This is a genomic window from Agrobacterium sp. (assembly GCF_032092815.1).
Lineage (GTDB): Bacteria > Pseudomonadota > Alphaproteobacteria > Rhizobiales > Rhizobiaceae > Agrobacterium.
This window is the reverse complement of sequence record NZ_DAMDBP010000001.1, coordinates 142,252-161,603: the sequence shown is the minus strand read 5'-3', so window position 1 is coordinate 161,603 and position 19,352 is coordinate 142,252. Positions and strand designations below refer to the sequence as shown.

Here is a 19,352-nt window from a genome sequence, read left to right as displayed (position 1 = left end):
CCCCCCCCCCCCCCCCCCCCCCCCCCCCCCCCCCCCCCCCCCCCCCGGAAGAGCGGGCAGATCGTGCAGGCCTTCCCGCATCAGGTCAGAAGCCCAAGTTCCTATTATGCGGTCGCGCCGCTTTCACGGGCCAATCACGGACCGGTAAAGCTGTTTCGAGAATGGCTGCTGCGGCAGGTCGAGGTTTACCGCCAAGAAGTCAATTTATAAATTTGATCATCGTTTGAGGGCTTTATCACGTTATCCCTTGTTTTTGAGGCGGCGGGACTCGACTCGCAAACACATCTCGCTTATGCTGATTAAACGTTTAATCATTACGATTGATTGGTATGGCAACTGTGCGGCCCGGAACGAATCTGAGCGCGATCGCAACGGCATTGGGTGTGTCGGTTGCGACGGTTTCCAACGCGCTTTCAGGCAAGGGGCGCGTGTCTGCCGAGTTGAGTGAGAAAATCCGCAGGACGGCCGATGAGCTTGGTTATGTGCCAAGCTCTGCCGGTCGGGCGCTTCGCACCGGTCGCAGCGGTGTTCTCGGTCTTGTTCTTCCCGACATTGCCAACCCTCTTTTCCCGCAGATTGCGCAGGCGATTGAGCAGGCTGCCGGCAATGCCGGTTATGGCGTGCTGATTGCCGACTCCCGCGGCGAGATTTCCAAGCAGACAGAAGCGATCAACCGGCTTATCGAGCGTGGTGTCGATGGCATGGTGATTGTTCCACGGCGCGGTACTCGCATTGCTGATGTCGATTTTCCAGTGGCGGTGATCGACAGCCCTTCGACGCCGGGCAATACGGTGTCTGCCGACCATTGGGCAGGTGGGGCGATGCTTGGCCAATATCTGGCAAATCTTGGCCACCGCAAGATATTGCTGGTTGGCAAAAACCCTGACTCCAATGTGCAGAATGACCGACTGGGTGGCCTTCGTTCTGCCTTGCCAAATGGCTGTGTTACGGAAACACTATGGATCGAACGTCTGGAACAGACGTCAGGTGGTGATTGCGGATTGGGTCTCGCCAAAAAGGTCGAGGATGGTTTTACGGCCTTTGCCGCAGTGTCCGATCTTCACGCCCTGCGCGTTCTGACCGAATTGCAGCGCGAAGGCATCAATGTACCCGAGCAGGTCAGTGTTGCCGGTTTTGATGACCTCATCTGGGCACCGGTTGTTACGCCGCCTTTGACCACCATGCGCATGGACATGGACCGTATTGCAGAGATTGCCGTGGCCGCACTCGTCAACGTCATCGAAAACGAGGATGTGGTTGGAAAATTCCTGGCAGGAAATGTGACCTCAGATGTTTCCAAGGTGCCAATGGAACTTGTCATCCGTGGTTCGGCAGGCCCGGTGACCAATGATCTTATGAACGTCAAAAACTCTAGAGCTGGAGAACACATATCATGAAAAAGATTCTTTTCGCGTCAGGCACCGCCCTGATGCTGACCATGGGTGCCGCACAGGCGCAGGACAAGACGCTGACGATCTCCGTCTACGCATTTGCGCAGGACGAGTTCAAGGAACTGGTCTACACGCCTTTTGAAGAAAAGTGTGGCTGCAAGCTGGTCGTTGAAACCGGCAACAGCGTTGAGCGTCTGGCCAAGATGGAAGCCAACAAGGCCAACCCTGTCGTTGACCTGGCAATCGTTTCGATGGCGGATGCGCTGTCTGCCACCCGCAAGGACCTGACCCAGAAAATCGATTCTGCCAAGGTTCCAAACATCGAGAAGCTCTACGACATTGCCAAGGATCCAAACGGCGATGGCATGAGCGTTGGCGTCAACTTCTACGCCACCTCGATCGTTTACCGCACCGACAAGATGAAGATCGACTCCTGGGCTGACCTCCTGAAGGATGACGTTGTTGACCACGTTGCATTCCCGAACGTCACCACCAACCAGGGTCCGCCAGCGCTCTACATGCTGGGCAAGGCCATCGGCAAGGATACCGCTGATCTGAAGGGTGCAATCGAAGCGCTCGGCGAAAAGAAGGACGAGATCGTTACCTTCTACGTGAAGTCCTCGCAGCTCGTGCAGCTGATGCAGCAGGAAGAAATCTGGGCCGCTCCGATCGGCCGTTTCTCCTGGGCACCGTTCACCAAGCTTGACCTGCCGCTGGCATGGGCAACGCCAAAGGAAGGCCAGACGGGCGGCATGAACGTTCTCATCCTGCCAAAGGATGGCAAGAACGAAGACCTGGCGCTGCAGTTCATGGACTTCTGGCTGTCTACAGACGTGCAGAAGGCTTTGGCGGAAAAGCTGGTCGACAGCCCGACCAACAAGGAAGTCAAGGTTTCCGACGATGTTGCCAGCAACATCACCTACGGCGAAGAAACGGCAAAGAGCCTGCAGCTCATTCCGTCCGACGTTGCTCTGGATAACCGCGATGCATGGCTTTCCGAATGGAATGCCAAGGTTGGCCAGTAAGTAAGAATAGCCTCCCAAGGCTGTAGGAGTGCGGCTCGGGGTGACCCGACCGCACTCCGCTCTTGCGGGGCTCCATTGCGCTTTGCGGTGCGTGATGCACCGTTTGAAGGATGATGTGAATGTTTCAGAACCGGACTGAAGCTCTGGCGCTTGCTCTGCCGGCAGCGATTTTTGCAGCAGCGGTTTTTCTTGTGCCCGTGTTCATGCTGCTCTCGGAGGGATTTCGCTCTTCGGAAGGGTGGACACTGAGCGCCTATGTCGACTTTTTCTCCGAACCGCTGAACCAGACTGTGTTTCTGCGCACGCTGAAGCTGGGCGCTATCGTGACGCTGGTGTCTGCGGTTATCGGTTACGTGGCTGCCTTCGCTATTGTCAGCCTGCCGCCGGGCTCCAAGGGGCATGCGATTAATCTGGTTGTCCTGCCGCTGATGATTTCGCCGGTTGCACGTACCTATGCGTGGATCGTCATTCTTGGTCGTACCGGCATCGTCAATCAGGCGCTGATGTCCGTGGGTTTGAGCGATGCTCCAATCCGTATCCTGTTCAGTGAAACAGCTGTTTTCATCGGCCTGTTGCAGCTTTTCCTGCCGTTGATGATCATTTCGCTGATCAGTGCGCTTGAAAACATGCCGAAGGATACGATTGCTGCGGCCCGCGTGCTGGGTGCCAACTGGTTCCAGGTGTTCTGGAAAGTCATTCTGCCATTGACCAAGGAAGGTCTGGTGGTTGGCGGAACATTGGTCTTCACCGGTTCGTTGACGGCCTATATCACACCCGCCATTCTTGGCGGTTCCAAGGTGTTGATGCTTGAGACGCTGCTCTACCAGCAGGTTACGGTTTCGAACAATTTTGTCTCTGCCAGCGTCATCGCCTTCATTCTCATCATCATGAGCTTTGCTGCCAATATCCTGCTCAAGCGACTTGCGACGGCGAGGAACAAGAAATGACCCAACGCCTTTTCATTCCCATCACGCTGCTTTTGGTGCTCGGTTTCCTTATCGGACCGTTCCTGATCATTGTCGCGGCATCCTTCTCCGCTGGCGATACGCTGGCATTCCCGCCGCAGGGCTTTTCGCTGAAGTGGATTGCCAAGGTTTTCACGGTTGAAAGTTTCCGTGCCAGTTTTGCCATGTCGATGTTTCTGGCGATAGGCGGTACATTTGCAGCGCTGCTGCTTGGTATTCCGGCGGCTTACGCCATGTCGCGCTACAAGCTGCCCTTTGCGGAGACCGTCAGAACCATCGTGTCCGCGCCGATCATCGTGCCGGGCATCATCGTTGGTCTTGCCTTGCTGCGTTATTTTGTCGTGCCGTTTGGCGTTGGCATTACGCTGGCACTGTTTCTTGCGCATACGGCGCTCATTCTGCCCTATGCGGTGCGGGTGGTGTCTGCCAGCCTCAACAACCTGCGTTCGGATATTGAAGAAGCAGCTGTGCTGCTTGGTTCCTCGCGGCTTGGTGCTTTCTTCCGCGTGGTGCTGCCCAACATCCGTGGTGGCATCCTGTCTGCCTTCATTCTTGGTTTCGTAACGAGCTTCAATCAGGTGCCCGTATCGTTGTTCCTGTCCGGTCCAGGCGTTCGCACCCTGCCCATTGATATGCTGGGCTACATGGAAATCGTTTTCGACCCATCCGTTGCCGCGCTTTCTTCGCTCTTGGCTTTCCTTTCCATCGGCATTGTTTTCCTTGCCGAACGTTTCCTGGGGTTCTCCCGTTATGTCTGACGCAAAATATCTCTCCCTTCAGAACCTCTCGCTGGCCTACGGCAATTCGATTGCCGTCAAGGATCTCAACCTGGATATCCGCAAGGGTGAATTGCTGGCGCTGCTTGGCCCGTCTGGCTGCGGCAAGACCACGACCATGCGCGCTGTTGCCGGCCTCATGCCGATTGCCGGTGGACAGATTGATCTGGATGGCGTCGACATTACCCGCGTATCTGCCAACAAGCGTGCAGTCGGTCTGGTGTTCCAGTCCTATGCGCTTTTCCCGCACCTGACAGTGTATGAGAATGTTGCCTTCGGCCTCAAGCTCAAGGGCATGAGTGGCAAGGCGTTGGACGACAAGGTCAATTCCGGTCTGAAGTCGGTTGGCCTTTCCAACTTTGCATCGCGCAAGCCGGCAGAATTGTCCGGTGGTCAGCAGCAGCGTGTGGCGCTGGCCCGCTCCATGGTGATGGAGCCGAAAGTGCTTCTGCTGGACGAGCCGCTGTCGAACCTCGATGCACGTCTGCGTCTTGAAATGCGCACCGAACTTCAGCGTGTTCAGAAAGAAACCGGCGTAACGATGATCTTCGTGACCCACGACCAGATCGAAGCGCTGGCGCTTGCAGACCGCATCGTCGTGATGAAGGGCGGTGCGATCGAGCAGATCGGCACGCCGGAGGAGATTTATAACGCTCCTGTTTCGTCTTTCGTTGCGGACTTCGTCGGTTTCGAAAATGTCTTCTCGCTGGACGGCGAAAAATTGAAGACACCCAATGGCCCAATGGCTCTTTCTGGCCCGGTGCCCGCTGCTGCGGGTCTGGCCTGGAGGCCGCGCATGGTAAACCTCGGTTCCGGTCCTTTCCGGGGTACTGTGCGCGGCACGTCCTTTGCCGGCAACACACGGGAATATCTTCTCGACACGCCGCTTGGTCCAATCAAGGCTGAGACGGATGCGGCATTGCCAACCCATGCGATTGGCGATGAACTTGATTTCGATCTGCCGATTGAAAAAGCGGCCCTCCTGAAAGAGGTCTGATATGGGCGTCTGGATTGATACCGATATGGGTTTTGACGACATTGCCGCCATTCTGGTGGTGATGCAGTCAGGTCTTGAAATCGACGGTGTGTCGCTGGTGTTCGGCAATGCGCCGCTGAAGCAGGCCTGCCAGAATGCGGCCGGTGCAGTTGCGGCGTTTGGGTGGGATTTTCCGATCCATAGTGGCCGTGAACTGCCAGTGCTTGGCCAGTTGGAAACTGCAGAGCGCATTCTCGGTGAAACGGGCATTCCAACCCTTGGCCGGACCCTGCCGGATGTTGCTCCGCTGACCATTCCACGCGGCATGGCCTTTACGGCATTGTGCGACTGGCTGGAAAATGGTGAAGGCGAAAAGCGCATTCTTGCGCTCGGTCCGCTCACCAACATTGCCGCTCTCTGTCTGGCACGACCAGATCTGGCCGAGCGAATTACCGACCTGACCTGGATGGGTGGCGGCGCTACCGCTGGCAATCACACGGCTTCTGCCGAGTTCAATGCCTTCGCCGACCCCGAAGCCCTGTCGATTGTCATTTCCAGCCGATTGCCATTGCATATGGTGGATCTTGACCTTTGCCGTCAGGTGACGGCAAGCCCTGAGGATGTCGATCCGGTGCGCAACGCCGGTGGTCGCAACGCCGAGATGATTGCCGATTTCCTCGGCGGGTTCATTCGTATCGCAACCAGCCGCGGTCGCTCTTCCATGGCGCTTTATGACCCGGTCGCAGCGGTGGCATTTTGTTATCCCGACCTTGTCACATGGCAAAAGGCTCGGCTGGATATCGAGCTGCAGGGCACTGTCACTCGCGGCCGCACCGTGCTTGAAACCCGCCCGGGACGGGGTGTTTTTAACGCGTACTTTGGCGCGGCCGTCAAGGCGACGGAGGCCCGTGACATCATCCTGAAAACCCTCGTGGTGGAGGGCGCGCGATGATGTCCGATTATCCGCAGCACGAGCCTGACGATTTGAACGTCGAGGCTCTGCGAAGCCGTGCGGTTGCGGCCGCTCGTGGCGACCAGCCGTTTGATATTCTCATCACCGGTGGCACACTGGTTGATATGGTGACGGAAGAACTGCGCCCGGCCGATATCGGTATCGTCGGTTCGCTGATTGCCAGCGTACACGAAGCAGGCAGCCGCTCGGATGCGGGCAAGATCATCGATGCCAAAGGTGCGTTCATCGCGCCCGGTCTGATCGACACCCACATGCATATTGAAAGCTCGATGGTGACGCCTTCAGTCTATGCTGAAGCGGTTCTCAGCCGTGGTGTGACCAGCATTGTCTGGGATCCGCATGAGTTTGGAAACGTGCATGGTGTGGACGGTGTCCGTTGGGCCGTCGAGGCGGTAAAGGGCCTGGGTCTCAGAACCATCGTACTTGCACCATCCTGCGTGCCATCGGCCCCCGGACTGGAACAGGCCGGTGCGGACTTTGATGCCAGTGTTCTGTCGGAACTGTTGTTCTGGCCGGAAATCGGCGGCGTTGCGGAAATGATGAACATGCGCGGTGTGATCGATGGTGATCCACGCATGAGCGCCATCATGCAGGAAGGCCTTGCCAGCGAAAAACTGATTTGCGGTCATGCACGCGGTCTTGCCGGTGCCGACCTCAATGCTTTCATGACCGCCGGCGTTTCCTCCGATCATGAGCTGACATCGGCTGATGACCTGATGTCGAAACTGCGTGCCGGTTTGACGATTGAGCTTCGCGGTTCGCATGATCACCTCCTGCCGGAATTTGTCGAAGCGTTGAACACGCTTGGTCATTTGCCGCAAACGCTAACGCTGTGCACCGACGACGTATTTCCCGATGACCTTTTGAACGGTGGCGGTCTGGATGATGTCGTTCGTCGACTGGTCCGTTATGGCCTGCCTGCCGTCTGGGCGCTGAAGGCTGCGACCTTGAACGCCGCCATGCGGCTTGGCCGCTCTGATCTCGGTCTCGTTGCTGCCGGACGACGCGCTGATCTGGTTGTTTTCGACAACCTGGAAAGCTTCAAGGCGCGTCATGTGATCGCAAGCGGTGCGCCTGTTGCCGCGCATGGGGCGATGTCGGTTGTGGTGCCGGCAGCAGATACAAAGCCGTTACTCGGTTCCGTTCATGTCGAGCCGCTGTCGGCCGATGATTTCCGGGTGAAATCCGAGGGCAGCAAAGTGCGCCTTGCAACGATTGACCGGCCGCGCTTTACCCAGTGGGGAGAGGCGGAAGCCGAGGTTGTGGATGGTTTTGTCATTCCGCCAAAGGGAACAACGATGATTTCCGTCGTTCATCGCCACGGCAGGGCCACCGCCAAACCACGCACCGGCTTTCTGACAAGCTGGGGTGAATGGGACGGCGCATTTGCCACCACCGTTGCTCATGACAGCCATAATCTAACGGTGTTTGGCGGCAATGTTGACGACATGGCGCTGGCCGCCAATGCGGTCATCAAGGCGGGCGGCGGCATGGCTGTCGTGTCGAAGGGCGAGGTAACGGCACTTCTGCCATTGCCGCTTTCGGGTCTCGTCTCCGACGCGCCATTGGCCGATGTTGCGGCCGGTTTTGAACAGGTGCGTGAAGCGGTTGGTTCTGTTGTTGAATGGCAGCCGCCCTATCTGGTGTTCAAGGCCTGTTTTGGCGCAACGCTCGCTTGCAATGTCGGTCCGCACCAGACGGATATGGGCATCGCCGATGTGGTGACCGGCAAGGTCATGACAAGTCCAATTCTCGCCGTTCTCGGCTGACCTATCAGACCTGTCACCCCCGACGCTCAAGGCGGGGGTGATGTTCGTTGGCCGTCAGATTTTCACTCGGCCAGCAATTCCTGCTCGACCAGCGTCGACCAGAAGGCAACGCCTGAGGCGATGGCTTCATCGCTGAAATCATAGGATGTGTTGTGGTGTAGGGCGCCATCCACGGCGGGACCATTGCCCAGCCAGACATAACAGCCCGGCACCTTGCCTGAGAAGAACGAGAAATCATCGCCAGCTGTTGACGGCGGGAAGCTGGTTTGTGTTTTTGATCCAAACACGGTTTGTGCGGCTTTCAGGGCCCGCTTGGTTGCGTCCGCATCATTCACGACAGGGGGAATGCGGCGTTCGAACTCATAGGAGGCTTCAATGCCGAACATGGCGGCCGTGCCATGGGCGAGGCGGCCGATTTCTTCTTCCAGCTGGTCGCGGACCCGTGGTGTGTAAGCGCGGGCCGTGCCGCCGATCTCAACGATATCGGGAATGACATTCAGGGCTTTGGGATTGCCGGCCTGCACGGAACAGGCGCTGACCACAGCCGGCTGCAACGGATCAACCACCCGGCCGACAATGCTTTGCAGCGATGCCAAAAAGGTCCCGGCTGCCGTGACCGGATCGCGGCCCAGATGCGGTTTCGCGCCATGGGTGCCAACGCCTTTGAAGGTGATGCGCCAACTGTCGGACGAGGCGAGTTGCGGGCCTTCGACCACAGCCATCTCATCGGTTGCAAGACCCGGCATGTTGTGCAGGCCGTAGACAGCATCGCATGGGAACAGATCGAAGAAGCCGTCTTCCAGCATTTTGCGTGCACCGCCACGACCTTCTTCGGCCGGCTGGAAAATGAAATGCACCGTGCCGGAAAAATTGCGGGTTTCGGCGAGATAACGTGCAGCACCGAGCAGCATGGTGGTGTGTCCGTCATGGCCGCAGGCGTGCATTTTTCCTGGCACGGTCGACTTGTACGGCCGCTCTGCCACCTCGGGCATGGCGAGCGCGTCCATATCGGCACGCAGGCCAATTGTTCTGGTGCCGTTGCCAATCTGCAGCGTGCCGACGACGCCTGTTTTGCCCAGACCGCGATGGATTTTAATGCCAGATTCTTCCAGCAGTTTTGCAACGATATCGCTGGTGCGTTCTTCTTCAAAACCAAGCTCGGGATGGGCATGCAAATCCCTGCGCAGTGCAGTCAAAAACGGCACGTCTTTTGATATTCTGTCCTGCATGGGCATTGCGGTATTCCTGCTGGTCAATGGAACCGGAAACGGGTGGCGGTTCCTGTCTTTAGAGATGTCCGCCAAGCTTATAGTCCGCGGCGGCTGGAAACAAATCAGAATTGGTTCTGCGGCGCGAATTATCTGAAAACCGCGTACACTTTTTGATCTGATGCTTTATAAGCGCGAAGATCAGTGAAATGAACAGCAACCTCTGAATTGACTGACCTTTTCCAGCACTCAGAGCAAGGTACATGATATGCTTCCATATGAGTTCTGGCAGGAAATCCACGCACCCGGCAGCTTCGATGTTTCCGGTCCCCATAACGGGTTTTATCCTGCAAGCCTGGAGGATGGCCGCCAGATACGCCTGCCTATTCGCCCGCTTGCCGATGGCCAGCATGCGCTTGCCTCGCTCATCGTCAATCAGGCCAGTTTTTCGGTGCTGGATGCGCTCGCGGAAAACCTTGCCGCGAAACTCAGAGCTTACGACCCAGATGTGATCGTTGGCTTGCCGACGTTGGGTTTGACACTGGCGGCCGAAGTCGCCCGAAAACTGGGACATAGCCGCTACGTGCCGCTCGGCACATCGCGCAAGTTCTGGTACCTCGATGAATTGTCGGTGCCGCTTTCCTCCATCACCACACCGGATCAGCAAAAACGCCTCTATATCGACCCGCGTATGCTGCCCTTGATGGAGGGGAAAAGAATAGCGCTTATCGATGATGTGATCTCCAGCGGTACATCGATCATCGCCGGATTGTCGTTGCTGGCGGCACGTGGGCTGGAGCCTGTGGTGATCGGTGCAGCAATGCTGCAATCTGAGCGCTGGAAAGAGAAAAAACTGACCTCTGGTGCAGCCTGGCAGGACAAGGTCTGCGGTGTTTTCCAGACCCCTGTTCTTGGCAAAACGCAAGATGGCTGGGTGGCTTAACTGTACCCATCTGAGGAAGTGGTGAAAAAAACGCCGTGATGAAAAATCTGGCTTGCACTCTTTGAGGATATGTTCTTAGTTTTGGCAACGACAGATATTCGAGCCTTGGGAGATTGTTTCCGCTAAAGGCTGTGCGCGCGGTGACATTCCGGCATCTGCCAAACCAACGGCTGTAATGGCTGCCCGCCCAAACCGTATCGGACAATCCTGAATGCAATCGATTTTTGATGGTCACAATGATGTTTTGCTTCGCTTGTGGCACAACAGCAAAAACGGCGCTGATCCCGTCGCAGAGTTCATGAAAGGCACCAAAGAGGGGCATATGGATGCGCCTCGTTGCAAGGCCGGCGGTGTGGTTGGCGGACTTTGCGCCATCTATATTCCGTCCGGTGATCTGGTTCTGAAAGAGCCTGACGAAAACGGCCATTACGAGACGCCTTTGGCTGCGCCGCTGGAACGTTCGCCATCTCTCGATATTGCGCTTGAAAAAGCAGCGATTGCCCTGAAACTTGACCGGGCAGGTGCCTGGAGGCTCTGCCGGTCTACCGCTGACATCCGCAACGCGATGGCAGATGGCGTCTTTGCCGCCGTCATGCACATGGAAGGCTGCGAGGCGATCGGGGCGGATCTCGACGCGCTTGATGTGTTTTATGCCGCAGGCCTGCGCTCTCTCGGCCCGGTTTGGAGCCGCCACAACATTTTTGGCCACGGTGTGCCTTTTGCTTATCCCATGTCGCCGGATACAGGGCCGGGTCTGACCGATGCCGGTTTTGAACTGGTTCGCGCCTGCAACCGCTTGGGGCTTCTGATCGATCTTTCGCACATCACCGAAAAGGGCTTCTGGGATGTGGCAAAGACCAGTGACCAGCCTTTGATTGCCAGTCACTCGAACGCGCATGCGTTGACGCCGGTGGCCCGCAACCTTACCGACAAGCAGATGGATGCAATCAAGGAAAGCAAGGGTCTGGCTGGTTTGAACTATGCTGTAACGATGCTGCGAGCCGACGGTCGCAACGATGGAAACACACCGATTTCCGACATGATCCGCCATATCGACTACATGGTGGAGCGCATGGGAATTGATTGTGTGGCGCTTGGTTCGGATTTCGACGGTGCAACTATTCCGGCAGAAATTTCCGATGCGAGTGGCAATCATATTCTGGTTGCCGCGCTTCAAAACGCGGGATACGGTGAAGAAGATATAGCTAAAATATGCCGGGAAAACTGGCTGAGGGTTCTGGCTCAGGCGTGGCATGAGCCAGTGAAAGGTTGAGTGCAGTCGCACTCACAGAATAGGGGAAAACTATGATTAAGTCGTTCAATAAAAACATGCGTATCCTCAGCACCAGTGCTGTGCTCGCCCTGTCGGTTGCGTTTGCACCGCAGGCGTTTGCTGCAACACCGGCAGACACGCTGGTGGAAGGTTTCGCAATCGACGACATCATCACGCTCGATCCGGGTGAGGCGTTCGAACTGTCGGCTGCTGAAGTAACCGGTAACACCTACAGCAAGCTGGTGACGATCAATATTGATGACACTTCCAAGGTGATTGGCGATCTCGCGGAAAGCTGGACGACCTCGGATGATGGCCTGACCTACACGTTCAAGCTGAAGAGCGGCCTGAAGTTTGCTTCCGGCAACCCGATCACCGCTGCTGACGTAGCTTTCTCCTTTGAGCGCGCAGTCAAGCTCGACAAGTCCCCGGCGTTCCTGCTAACGCAGTTCGGCCTGACGGGCGACAACGTCACTGAAAAGGCAAAGGCTGCTGACGACGCAACTTTTGTGCTGACCGTCGACAAGGCCTACGCGCCGAGCTTCGTTCTCAACGTGCTGACATCAACGGTTGCGTCAGTCGTCGACAAGAAGCTGATCGAGGAAAAGGCAAAGGCCGTTACCCCGACCGACGATTACAAATATGAAACCGATTTCGGCAACGAGTTCCTGAAGACCGGTTATGCCGGCTCTGGCCCGTACAAGATCCTCGGCTGGAAGGCCAATGAAGCGGTTATCCTTGAAGCCAACCCGAATTATTATGGTGAGGCACCCAAGCTGAAGCGTGTCGTGTACCGCCACATGAAGGAAAGCTCGGGTCAGCGTCTCGCGCTGGAAAATGGTGACATTGATGTTGCCCGTAACCTTGAGCCAGGCGACATGGAAGCCGTTTCCAAGAAGGAAGGCCTCGCCGTCACGTCTGCACCGAAGGGCACGGTCTACTACTTCAGCCTCAACCAGAAAAACGAGAACCTGAAGAAGCCTGAAGTTGTCGAGGCCTTCAAATACCTCGTTGACTATGATGCGATTGGCGAAACCCTGATCAAGGGCATCGGCGAAATCCACCAGACATTCCTGCCTAAGGGCCAGTTGGGTGCGCTTGACGATAACCCATACAAGCTGGACGTTGCCAAGGCCAAGGAACTGCTGGCAAAGGCCGGTCTTGCTGATGGCTTCACTGTGACCATGGATGTTCGCAACACGCAGCCGGTAACCGGCATTGCCGAAAGCGTACAGCAGACATTGGCGCAGGCTGGCATCAAGCTGGAAATCATTCCAGGTGACGGCAAGCAGACCCTGACCAAGTACCGCGCCCGCACGCACGACATCTATATCGGCCAGTGGGGCTCTGACTATTTCGACCCGAATTCCAATGCTGAAACCTTCACCATCAACTATGACAACTCCGACGAAGGCAAGAACAAGACGCTTGCCTGGCGTAATGCCTGGGATGTGCCTGAACTGACGAAGGAAACACAGTCTGCGCTTCTGGAAACCGACAATGCCAAGCGTGCTGCCATTTACGAAGACCTTCAGAAGAAGGTTCTCGAGACCGGCCCGTTTGTCGTGATCTTCCAGCAGACGGAAGTTGCCGGTTACTCCGCAAAACTGAAGGGTTTCAAGCTTGGTCCAAGCTTCGACACCAACTTCGTCTTCCCGATCTCCAAGGATTGATCCGTAAGGGATCACGCTCTTGAGCATCGTGGATACAAAACCAAAGGCGAGGCGCGGCAAAAGCCGCGCCAACGCACGCCTTAAGGCCGTTCTCGGCTTCGCCGTTACCGTCATCACGACCTTCTTGGGTCTGTTGGCCGTAACCTTTTTTATCGGTCGTGTTGTGCCTATCGATCCGGCTCTGGCCATCGTGGGGGACCGCGCGCCAGCGCATGTTGTGGAACGGGTGCGTGAGCAACTCGGTCTCAACCTGCCTTTGTGGCAACAGTTTTTCATCTACATCAGGCAGGCACTGTCGGGTGATTTCGGCATTTCCGTTCTGACGACCAACCCTGTCATGCAGGACATCAAGCGCGTTTTCCCCGCCACCATGGAGCTTGCCACGATTGGCACGCTGATCGGTGCGGTGTTTGGTATTCCGCTTGGTGTATTGGCGGCTGTCAAACGTGGTAGCTTTATCGACCAGATCGTTCGCATCATCGGACTTGTCGGTTATTCGGTGCCGATCTTCTGGCTCGGGCTTTTGGCGCTTCTGGTGTTCTATGCGCAGCTGAACTGGGTGGCTTATCCCGGACGTATTGATATCGTTTACGAATTTACGTTTACGCCCATTACCGGTTTCTATTTGTTCGATGCCGCATGGCAGGGGCAATGGGATGTGTTGTGGGACCTGTTCCGCCACATCATTCTGCCGTCCGGTCTGCTTGGCTATTTCTCGCTGGCCTATATCAGCCGCATGACGCGCAGCTTCATGCTGAATGAACTGGCACAGGAATATGTCGTGGCAGCCCGCGCCAAGGGGCTTTCCGAGGCCCGCATCATCTGGTTCCATGCACTGCGCAACGCCGCCGTGCCGCTGATGACGGTGATTGCACTCTCCTATGCCGGGTTGCTGGAAGGCTCGGTTCTGACGGAAACGATCTTCGCATGGCCCGGCCTTGGGCTGTATATTACCAATTCGCTTCAGAATGCGGACATGAATGCCGTGCTGGGTGGCACCATCGTTGTGGGTGCCGTCTTTGTCGGCATCAACCTGTTGTCCGACCTGCTGTACCGCACACTCGATCCGAGGACGCGCAGCCGATGAACACACTGACTACATCACTTAAACCCTATAGCCGTGAATGGCTGCTGTCGGACCGTCCAACCTCGCGCAAGCAGGCAAGGCTTGGTCGTGCCTACATCATTTGGCGTCGGTTTTCTGAGAACCGGCTGGCGCTTGCCGGTCTCGGCATTATTCTGGCCCTTGTCCTGGTCGCAATCTTCGCCGATGTGCTGGCACCGCATTCGCCGGTTCAAGGCGACTTGCGCAATGCGCGCCTGTTGCCGCCCGGTACTGCCGGATACTGGCTGGGAACCGACGACCAGGGACGAGACATTCTTTCGCGTCTTATCCACGGTTCGCGATTGACACTGTTCGTTGTCGGTCTTGTGGCAATCATTGCAGCGCCCGTCGGCCTGATCATCGGGACGGTTTCCGGTTATGCCGGTGGCTGGGTCGATGCAGTCCTGATGCGCATTACCGATATCTTTCTGGCATTTCCAAAGCTGGTTCTGGCGCTTGCGCTGGTTGCGGCTCTCGGACCGGGAATTGAAAATGCGGTTCTAGCGATTGCGCTGACCTCATGGCCTCCTTACGCGCGTATCGCCCGTGCAGAGACCATGACCTTCCGAAATTCGGACTTCATTGCCGCCGTGCAGTTGATGGGGGCTTCACCGCTGCGCATCGTGTTGAAACACGTCATGCCGCTTTGCATGTCGTCGTTAATTGTGCGTGTGACGCTTGATATGGCCGGCATCATCCTGACCGCTGCAGGCCTTGGCTTCCTGGGCCTCGGCGCACAGCCGCCGCTGCCGGAATGGGGTGCGATGATTGCGTCCGGGCGTCGTTTCATTCTTGACCAGTGGTGGGTGGCCGCCATGCCGGGCATCGCCATTCTTGTCGTCAGCCTAGGTTTCAATCTGCTGGGTGATGGTTTGCGTGATGCGCTCGACCCGAAGGAGGCTGGACAATGACGCCGCTTCTGACGGTTGAAAACCTGCGCGTGACCTTTCCGACCCGAACGGGTGAAGTGCAGGCCGTGCGCGGCGTGTCGTTTACACTCGGCAAGGAACGTCTGGGCATCGTGGGTGAATCCGGTTCCGGCAAATCGCAGACGGGCAGGGCCATCATGGGCCTGACACCGGGACACGCGAAAATTGAGGCGGACCGTCTCGAATTTGCGGGCGAGGATTTGCTTCACATGTCTGCCGGGAGGCGGCGGGCGCTGCGGGGCAAACGTGTTGCGATGATCCTGCAGGACCCGAAATATTCGCTCAATCCGGTGATGACGATTGGTCGCCAGGTTGTCGAGACGTTGAAAACTCATGAGCGGATCGGTTCTGCCGAAGCACGCAAACGGGCGCTCGACATGCTGGACGCGGTCCAGATCCGTGATCCGGAGCGTGTGTTCAATCTCTATCCGCATGAAGTGTCCGGTGGCATGGGCCAGCGCGTCATGATCGCCATGATGCTGGTTTGCGGGCCGGAACTGCTGATTGCGGACGAGCCGACCTCCGCTCTTGATGTGACGGTGCAGCTGGAGGTGCTTGGCATTCTCGACAAGCTCGTCAAGGAACGCGGCATGGGGTTGATTTTTGTCTCGCATGACTTGCGGCTGGTGTCGTCTTTCTGTGACAGGGTCATCGTGATGTATGCCGGACGGGTGGTGGAAGAATTGCCGTCCGCAGATCTCGCCTCGGCAAAACATCCCTATACGCAAGGCCTTTTGAAATGCCTTCCGCAGATCGGTGACGATCGTCATCCGCTGCCAGTTCTGGAACGCAAACCGGAGTGGGCGCTATGACACCTGTCCTTTCTGTTCGAGACATGGTCGTTGCCTATGATGATTTCGTAGCGCTTGACCATGTAAGTGTTGATGTCGCCAAGGGCGAATCCTTCGGTATTGTGGGTGAATCCGGGTCTGGTAAATCCACCCTGTTGCGCGCCATTGCCGGTCTTGCCTCGTTTGAAGAAGGCAGCCTTTCGGTTGCCGGTCGCTCCTATAAAGGCAAGAAGCGCGACAAGAGCTTTTACCGCGAGGTGCAGATGGTGTTTCAGGACCCCTATGGTTCCTTGCACCCACGTCAGACGGTGGATGCCTTGCTGTTAGAGCCGCTTGTCATTCACGGCATGGATAATCGTGAACAGCGTATTTCGCGTGCGCTGGATGAGGTTGGTCTCGGGGCCGGTTTCCGCTTCCGTTATTCGCATCAGCTTTCAGGTGGCCAGCGTCAACGTATTGCCATTGCCCGTGCGCTGATCGTCGAGCCTAAAATCCTGCTGCTCGATGAGCCGACATCGGCGCTCGATGCTTCCATTCAGGCGGAAATTCTCAACCTGTTGGAAATGGCACGCAAGAAACGCAATCTGACCTTTGTCATGGTTAGCCACGATCTCGGTGTCATCAGCCACATGTGCGAGCGATTGGCCGTGATGAAAAGCGGTCAGGTGGTGGAGATGCTGGCGGCCAAGGCCCTGGAAACCCGTGAATTTTCTGCGGATTATACCCACAAGCTGCTTGTGGCCAGTGAAGGTTTTCGTCGCGATTAACTTCGCGGCGACGTTGCCACACACACCTCATTGCTGTGCACAGTGCAGCAATGAGGTATTTCCGGTGGCTGCTATCTCCAATATGCTTCCAAAGTCCTAGAGCGTTTCCGACGAAGGCTGAGCTATTTGAAACGCTCTATCTCTATGTTTTTACGCAATTCCGGACGTAAAACCGGTTTCCACTTTTGCTGGAATTGCTCTTAAAAGGATGTCTGCCGGATGAACCTGCGTGCATTGTTGTATTTTGACGAACTGGTGCGCACCAACTCGATGCGTGCGGCAGCGGAGAATCTCAATGTTGCGCCAACCGCCATCAGCCGCCAGATTGAAAATCTTGAGGAGTATTTCGGCACGCAGCTGGTCGAGCGATCCAGCCGGGGTGTGACCCTGACGGCCGCCGGTGAATTTCTCGCGGCGCGGGCCGGCAAGACCCTGCGCGAACTGGGCCATGTCCATCAGCTCATTGATGACTTGAAAGGGTTGGAGCGCGGTCAGGTCACGGTTTTTGCCAATGGCGCCGTTGTTGCAAGCCTGCTTGCGCCAGTGTTGTCGCAGTTCAGCAAAACCTACCCCAAATTACGCTTCGAAGTGCATATTACCAGTGCGCGCCAGGCCATCGACGCACTTGTCTCGGCGCAGGCCGATATTGCCATTACGCTGTTTGCGCCAAAGACGTCGGAGGTGAAGATCAGGGCGCGTAGTGAGATCGGTTACGATGTCATCTTGCCCGCCAGCCATGCCTTTGCGGCAAAAACCGGCGTGTCGCTGGCTGAACTGGTAAGTCTGCCTTTGGCACTTCCGGAAAAAACCTTCGCAGCGCGACAGGCCTTTGATGCGTTGTTTGCCGAAGCCGGAATTTCATGTGAGCCTATGTTTACCGCAAGCTCGCTGGAGTTGTTGAAAGAGCTGGTGCTGGATGAAACCGCCGTCACCGTTCTGCCTGCCATGGCCGTGAAACGGGAAATCAAGGCCGGGAAGATGGTTGCTTTGCCCCTGACCGATTGCAAGGGTGTGCGCACCAATATGGAGCTTTGTGTGGCGCCGGACCGCGAGCTGTCCTTCGCCGCTTCTGCGCTTGCTGACTTCATCGAACGTTTCATGGACCCATCCGGGTCAGAATGAGCAGTTGATTTTTACCCCTGACTTCGTGTAGCGATTTCGGCAACGCGATGAACACAAAATGTAATCGCATATTTGAAAATCGCAGCCGGGGTTAAAGAGGCCGGCTGTTGTCCAACGGGGGATGATGATGCGCAGTTATTTTTCGCAGCCAGCGCGGCTGGCCCGGCATTTGGCGCTTGGTCTTGCGCTTGGTGGTGCTCTGGCACTTTCTTTCGCGCCGATGCCGCTCTTTGCAGCATCCAAAACCTCACTCGTTCTGGGGATGGGCATTGAGCCGGCAGGCCTTGATCCGACCATCGCCGCACCTGTTGCCATCGGGCAGGTGACCTGGCAGAATATTTTTGAAGGTCTGGTCCGAATTGACCGCGACGGCAAGATCCAGCCGCAGCTTGCCGAAAGCTGGGTGGTGTCTGATGATGGCAGGACCTACACCTTCAAGCTGCGCAGTGGCGTGACGTTTCACGATGGTGAGGTCTTTGATTCCACCGTTGCCATGTTCTCGCTTGACCGCGCGCGCGGAGAGGCATCGGTCAATCCACAAAAACGTTTCTTCACATCGATCGACAAGATTGAGGCGCCTGACGCGACCACACTGGTTATCAAACTCAAGCAACCGGCGGGCAGTCTGCTTTATTGGCTGGGGTGGCCAGCATCGGTGATGGTTGCACCGAAATCTGCCGAAAACAACAAGACCACGCCAATTGGGACTGGCCCGTTCAAGTTCGTAAACTGGGCCAAGGGCGACAAGGTGGATCTGGTGCGCAACGAAGCCTATTGGAACCGTTCCGCCTCGGTCCGGCTTGAAACGGCGACTTTCCGTTTCATCACCGATCCGCAAGCGCAGACCGCAGCCTTGAAGGCTGGCGATGTCGACGCCTTTCCGGAATTTGGTGCGCCTGAACTGATGAATTCATTTGAGGGCGACAAAAGGCTGGTGACCGTTATTGGCAATACCGAATTGAAGGTTGTCGCCGGAATGAACAACACCCGCAAACCGTTCGACGACAAGCGTGTGCGGCAGGCCTTGATGATGGCGGTGGAGCGGGCAACCGTCATCGAAGGGGCGTGGTCGGGTTTTGGTACCGCAATTGGTAGCCATTACACGCCCAATGATCGTGCGTTTGTCGATAAGACAGGTGTGTACCCCTACGATCCCGAAAAGGCCAAGGCACTGCTTGCCGAGGCGGGATATGCCAATGGTCTGACCTTCACCATCAAGGCGCCGCAAATGGCCTATGCCCAGCGTACCTCGCAGATTTTGCAGGCGATGTTTGCCGAGATCGGTGTGACGATGAACATCGAGACGACCGAATTTCCGGCAAAGTGGGTCTCTGATGTGTTAAAGGCTGCCGACTATGACATGACCATTGTCGCGCATGCCGAACCGATGGATATCGATATCTATTCGCGTGATCCCTATTACTTCAACTATCGTAACCCGGCCTTCAACGAGATCATTCGCAACGTTGAGCTGACAGCTGACATTGCCCAGCAGGACGCTCTGTATGAAGATGCCCAAGAAATTTTGGCACAAGACGTGCCAGCGCTTTTCCTGTTCGTCATGCCGAAGCTTGGTGTATGGGATGGCAAGCTGAAAGGGCTTTGGGAAAATGAGCCTATTCCATCCAACGTGCTCAGCGACGTATATTGGGAAGAGTAAAATTGG

17 protein-coding genes and 1 pseudogene are annotated in these 19,352 nt (G+C 56.5%); 17 read left to right on the top strand and 1 reads right to left on the bottom strand.

The genetic code is table 11. The features are described from left to right. The 8 genes and pseudogenes from RT613_RS00720 to RT613_RS00685 all read left to right on the top strand — a co-directional run. Positions 1 to 210: pseudogene (locus RT613_RS00720) on the top strand (hypothetical protein); the annotation flags it as partial. A gap of 119 nt (positions 211 to 329) precedes the next feature. Continuing rightward, positions 330 to 1,397, top strand: a complete 1,068-nt coding sequence (locus RT613_RS00715) for a LacI family DNA-binding transcriptional regulator (RefSeq protein WP_313612165.1) — start codon at positions 330 to 332, stop codon at positions 1,395 to 1,397. After that, positions 1,394 to 2,416: an ABC transporter substrate-binding protein gene (locus RT613_RS00710; RefSeq protein WP_313612164.1), complete on the top strand. Its 1,023-nt coding sequence runs from the start codon at positions 1,394 to 1,396 to the stop codon at positions 2,414 to 2,416. The genes RT613_RS00715 and RT613_RS00710 overlap by 4 nt, the downstream gene beginning before the upstream one ends. Before the next feature lie 119 nt (positions 2,417 to 2,535). Beyond that, positions 2,536 to 3,363: an ABC transporter permease gene (locus tag RT613_RS00705; protein WP_313612163.1), complete on the top strand. Its 828-nt coding sequence runs from the start codon at positions 2,536 to 2,538 to the stop codon at positions 3,361 to 3,363. Further along, positions 3,360 to 4,139, top strand: coding sequence for an ABC transporter permease (locus RT613_RS00700; RefSeq protein ID WP_313612162.1), 780 nt, complete (start codon positions 3,360 to 3,362; stop codon positions 4,137 to 4,139). The genes RT613_RS00705 and RT613_RS00700 overlap by 4 nt, the downstream gene beginning before the upstream one ends. After that, complete coding sequence (locus RT613_RS00695; protein WP_313612160.1) at positions 4,132 to 5,154, top strand: ABC transporter ATP-binding protein; 1,023 nt, start codon at positions 4,132 to 4,134, stop codon at positions 5,152 to 5,154. Before RT613_RS00700 ends, RT613_RS00695 begins: the two co-directional genes overlap by 8 nt. 1 nt (position 5,155) lies before the next feature. After that, positions 5,156 to 6,085, top strand: coding sequence for a nucleoside hydrolase (locus RT613_RS00690; protein WP_313612159.1), 930 nt, complete (start codon positions 5,156 to 5,158; stop codon positions 6,083 to 6,085). Beyond that, complete coding sequence (locus RT613_RS00685; protein WP_313612256.1) at positions 6,085 to 7,875, top strand: adenine deaminase; 1,791 nt, start codon at positions 6,085 to 6,087, stop codon at positions 7,873 to 7,875. The genes RT613_RS00690 and RT613_RS00685 overlap by 1 nt, the downstream gene beginning before the upstream one ends. A gap of 62 nt (positions 7,876 to 7,937) precedes the next feature. Here RT613_RS00685 and RT613_RS00680 read toward each other — a convergent pair whose 3' ends face one another. After that, positions 7,938 to 9,110 (bottom strand): M20 aminoacylase family protein, encoded by a 1,173-nt coding sequence (locus RT613_RS00680; RefSeq protein ID WP_313612157.1) that lies wholly within the window; start codon positions 9,108 to 9,110, stop codon positions 7,938 to 7,940. A 241-nt stretch (positions 9,111 to 9,351) separates the two neighbouring features. Between RT613_RS00680 and RT613_RS00675 the strand changes: the two genes are divergently transcribed. The 9 genes from RT613_RS00675 (at position 9,352) to RT613_RS00635 (ending at position 19,346) form a co-directional block, all read left to right on the top strand. Further along, the gene (locus RT613_RS00675) at positions 9,352 to 10,026 is read left to right on the top strand and encodes a phosphoribosyltransferase (protein WP_313612156.1); all 675 of its coding nucleotides are present in this window, start codon (positions 9,352 to 9,354) and stop codon (positions 10,024 to 10,026) included. Between the two features lie 211 nt (positions 10,027 to 10,237). Continuing rightward, entirely contained in the window at positions 10,238 to 11,299 is a 1,062-nt protein-coding gene (locus RT613_RS00670) for a dipeptidase (RefSeq protein ID WP_313612155.1), read from the top strand. A 32-nt stretch (positions 11,300 to 11,331) separates the two neighbouring features. After that, a complete protein-coding gene (locus tag RT613_RS00665; protein ID WP_313612154.1) occupies positions 11,332 to 12,972 on the top strand; it encodes an ABC transporter substrate-binding protein in 1,641 nt (546 codons plus the stop codon). A 19-nt stretch (positions 12,973 to 12,991) separates the two neighbouring features. After that, positions 12,992 to 14,059 carry an ABC transporter permease gene (locus RT613_RS00660; protein WP_313612153.1) on the top strand — a complete coding sequence of 356 codons (1,068 nt, stop codon included), beginning with the start codon at positions 12,992 to 12,994 and terminating at the stop codon, positions 14,057 to 14,059. After that, complete coding sequence (locus RT613_RS00655) at positions 14,056 to 14,988, top strand: ABC transporter permease (RefSeq protein ID WP_313612152.1); 933 nt, start codon at positions 14,056 to 14,058, stop codon at positions 14,986 to 14,988. The genes RT613_RS00660 and RT613_RS00655 overlap by 4 nt, the downstream gene beginning before the upstream one ends. Beyond that, positions 14,985 to 15,818, top strand: a complete 834-nt coding sequence (locus tag RT613_RS00650) for an ABC transporter ATP-binding protein (protein ID WP_313612151.1) — start codon at positions 14,985 to 14,987, stop codon at positions 15,816 to 15,818. Before RT613_RS00655 ends, RT613_RS00650 begins: the two co-directional genes overlap by 4 nt. Next, on the top strand, positions 15,815 to 16,564 hold the full coding sequence (locus RT613_RS00645; protein ID WP_313612149.1) for an ABC transporter ATP-binding protein: 750 nt from the start codon (positions 15,815 to 15,817) through the stop codon (positions 16,562 to 16,564). Before RT613_RS00650 ends, RT613_RS00645 begins: the two co-directional genes overlap by 4 nt. Positions 16,565 to 16,783: 219 nt before the next feature. After that, positions 16,784 to 17,686: a LysR family transcriptional regulator gene (locus RT613_RS00640; protein WP_313612148.1), complete on the top strand. Its 903-nt coding sequence runs from the start codon at positions 16,784 to 16,786 to the stop codon at positions 17,684 to 17,686. Between the two features lie 124 nt (positions 17,687 to 17,810). Continuing rightward, the gene (locus tag RT613_RS00635; RefSeq protein WP_313612146.1) at positions 17,811 to 19,346 is read left to right on the top strand and encodes an ABC transporter substrate-binding protein; all 1,536 of its coding nucleotides are present in this window, start codon (positions 17,811 to 17,813) and stop codon (positions 19,344 to 19,346) included. Positions 19,347 to 19,352 lie beyond the last annotated feature (6 nt).

Excerpts from the sequence above, each read along its gene's own strand:
- RT613_RS00715 (WP_313612165.1), top strand. The coding sequence starts at position 330 with ATGGCAACTGTGCGGCCCGGAACGAATCTGAGCGCGATCGCAACGGCA.
- RT613_RS00710 (WP_313612164.1), top strand. The coding sequence starts at position 1,394 with ATGAAAAAGATTCTTTTCGCGTCAGGCACCGCCCTGATGCTGACCATG.
- RT613_RS00705 (WP_313612163.1), top strand. The coding sequence starts at position 2,536 with ATGTTTCAGAACCGGACTGAAGCTCTGGCGCTTGCTCTGCCGGCAGCG.
- RT613_RS00700 (WP_313612162.1), top strand. The coding sequence starts at position 3,360 with ATGACCCAACGCCTTTTCATTCCCATCACGCTGCTTTTGGTGCTCGGT.
- RT613_RS00695 (WP_313612160.1), top strand. The coding sequence starts at position 4,132 with ATGTCTGACGCAAAATATCTCTCCCTTCAGAACCTCTCGCTGGCCTAC.
- RT613_RS00690 (WP_313612159.1), top strand. The coding sequence starts at position 5,156 with ATGGGCGTCTGGATTGATACCGATATGGGTTTTGACGACATTGCCGCC.
- RT613_RS00685 (WP_313612256.1), top strand. The coding sequence starts at position 6,085 with ATGTCCGATTATCCGCAGCACGAGCCTGACGATTTGAACGTCGAGGCT.
- RT613_RS00680 (WP_313612157.1), bottom strand. The coding sequence starts at position 9,110 with ATGCCCATGCAGGACAGAATATCAAAAGACGTGCCGTTTTTGACTGCA.
- RT613_RS00675 (WP_313612156.1), top strand. The coding sequence starts at position 9,352 with ATGCTTCCATATGAGTTCTGGCAGGAAATCCACGCACCCGGCAGCTTC.
- RT613_RS00670 (WP_313612155.1), top strand. The coding sequence starts at position 10,238 with ATGCAATCGATTTTTGATGGTCACAATGATGTTTTGCTTCGCTTGTGG.
- RT613_RS00665 (WP_313612154.1), top strand. The coding sequence starts at position 11,332 with ATGATTAAGTCGTTCAATAAAAACATGCGTATCCTCAGCACCAGTGCT.
- RT613_RS00655 (WP_313612152.1), top strand. The coding sequence starts at position 14,056 with ATGAACACACTGACTACATCACTTAAACCCTATAGCCGTGAATGGCTG.
- RT613_RS00650 (WP_313612151.1), top strand. The coding sequence starts at position 14,985 with ATGACGCCGCTTCTGACGGTTGAAAACCTGCGCGTGACCTTTCCGACC.
- RT613_RS00645 (WP_313612149.1), top strand. The coding sequence starts at position 15,815 with ATGACACCTGTCCTTTCTGTTCGAGACATGGTCGTTGCCTATGATGAT.
- RT613_RS00640 (WP_313612148.1), top strand. The coding sequence starts at position 16,784 with ATGAACCTGCGTGCATTGTTGTATTTTGACGAACTGGTGCGCACCAAC.
- RT613_RS00635 (WP_313612146.1), top strand. The coding sequence starts at position 17,811 with ATGATGCGCAGTTATTTTTCGCAGCCAGCGCGGCTGGCCCGGCATTTG.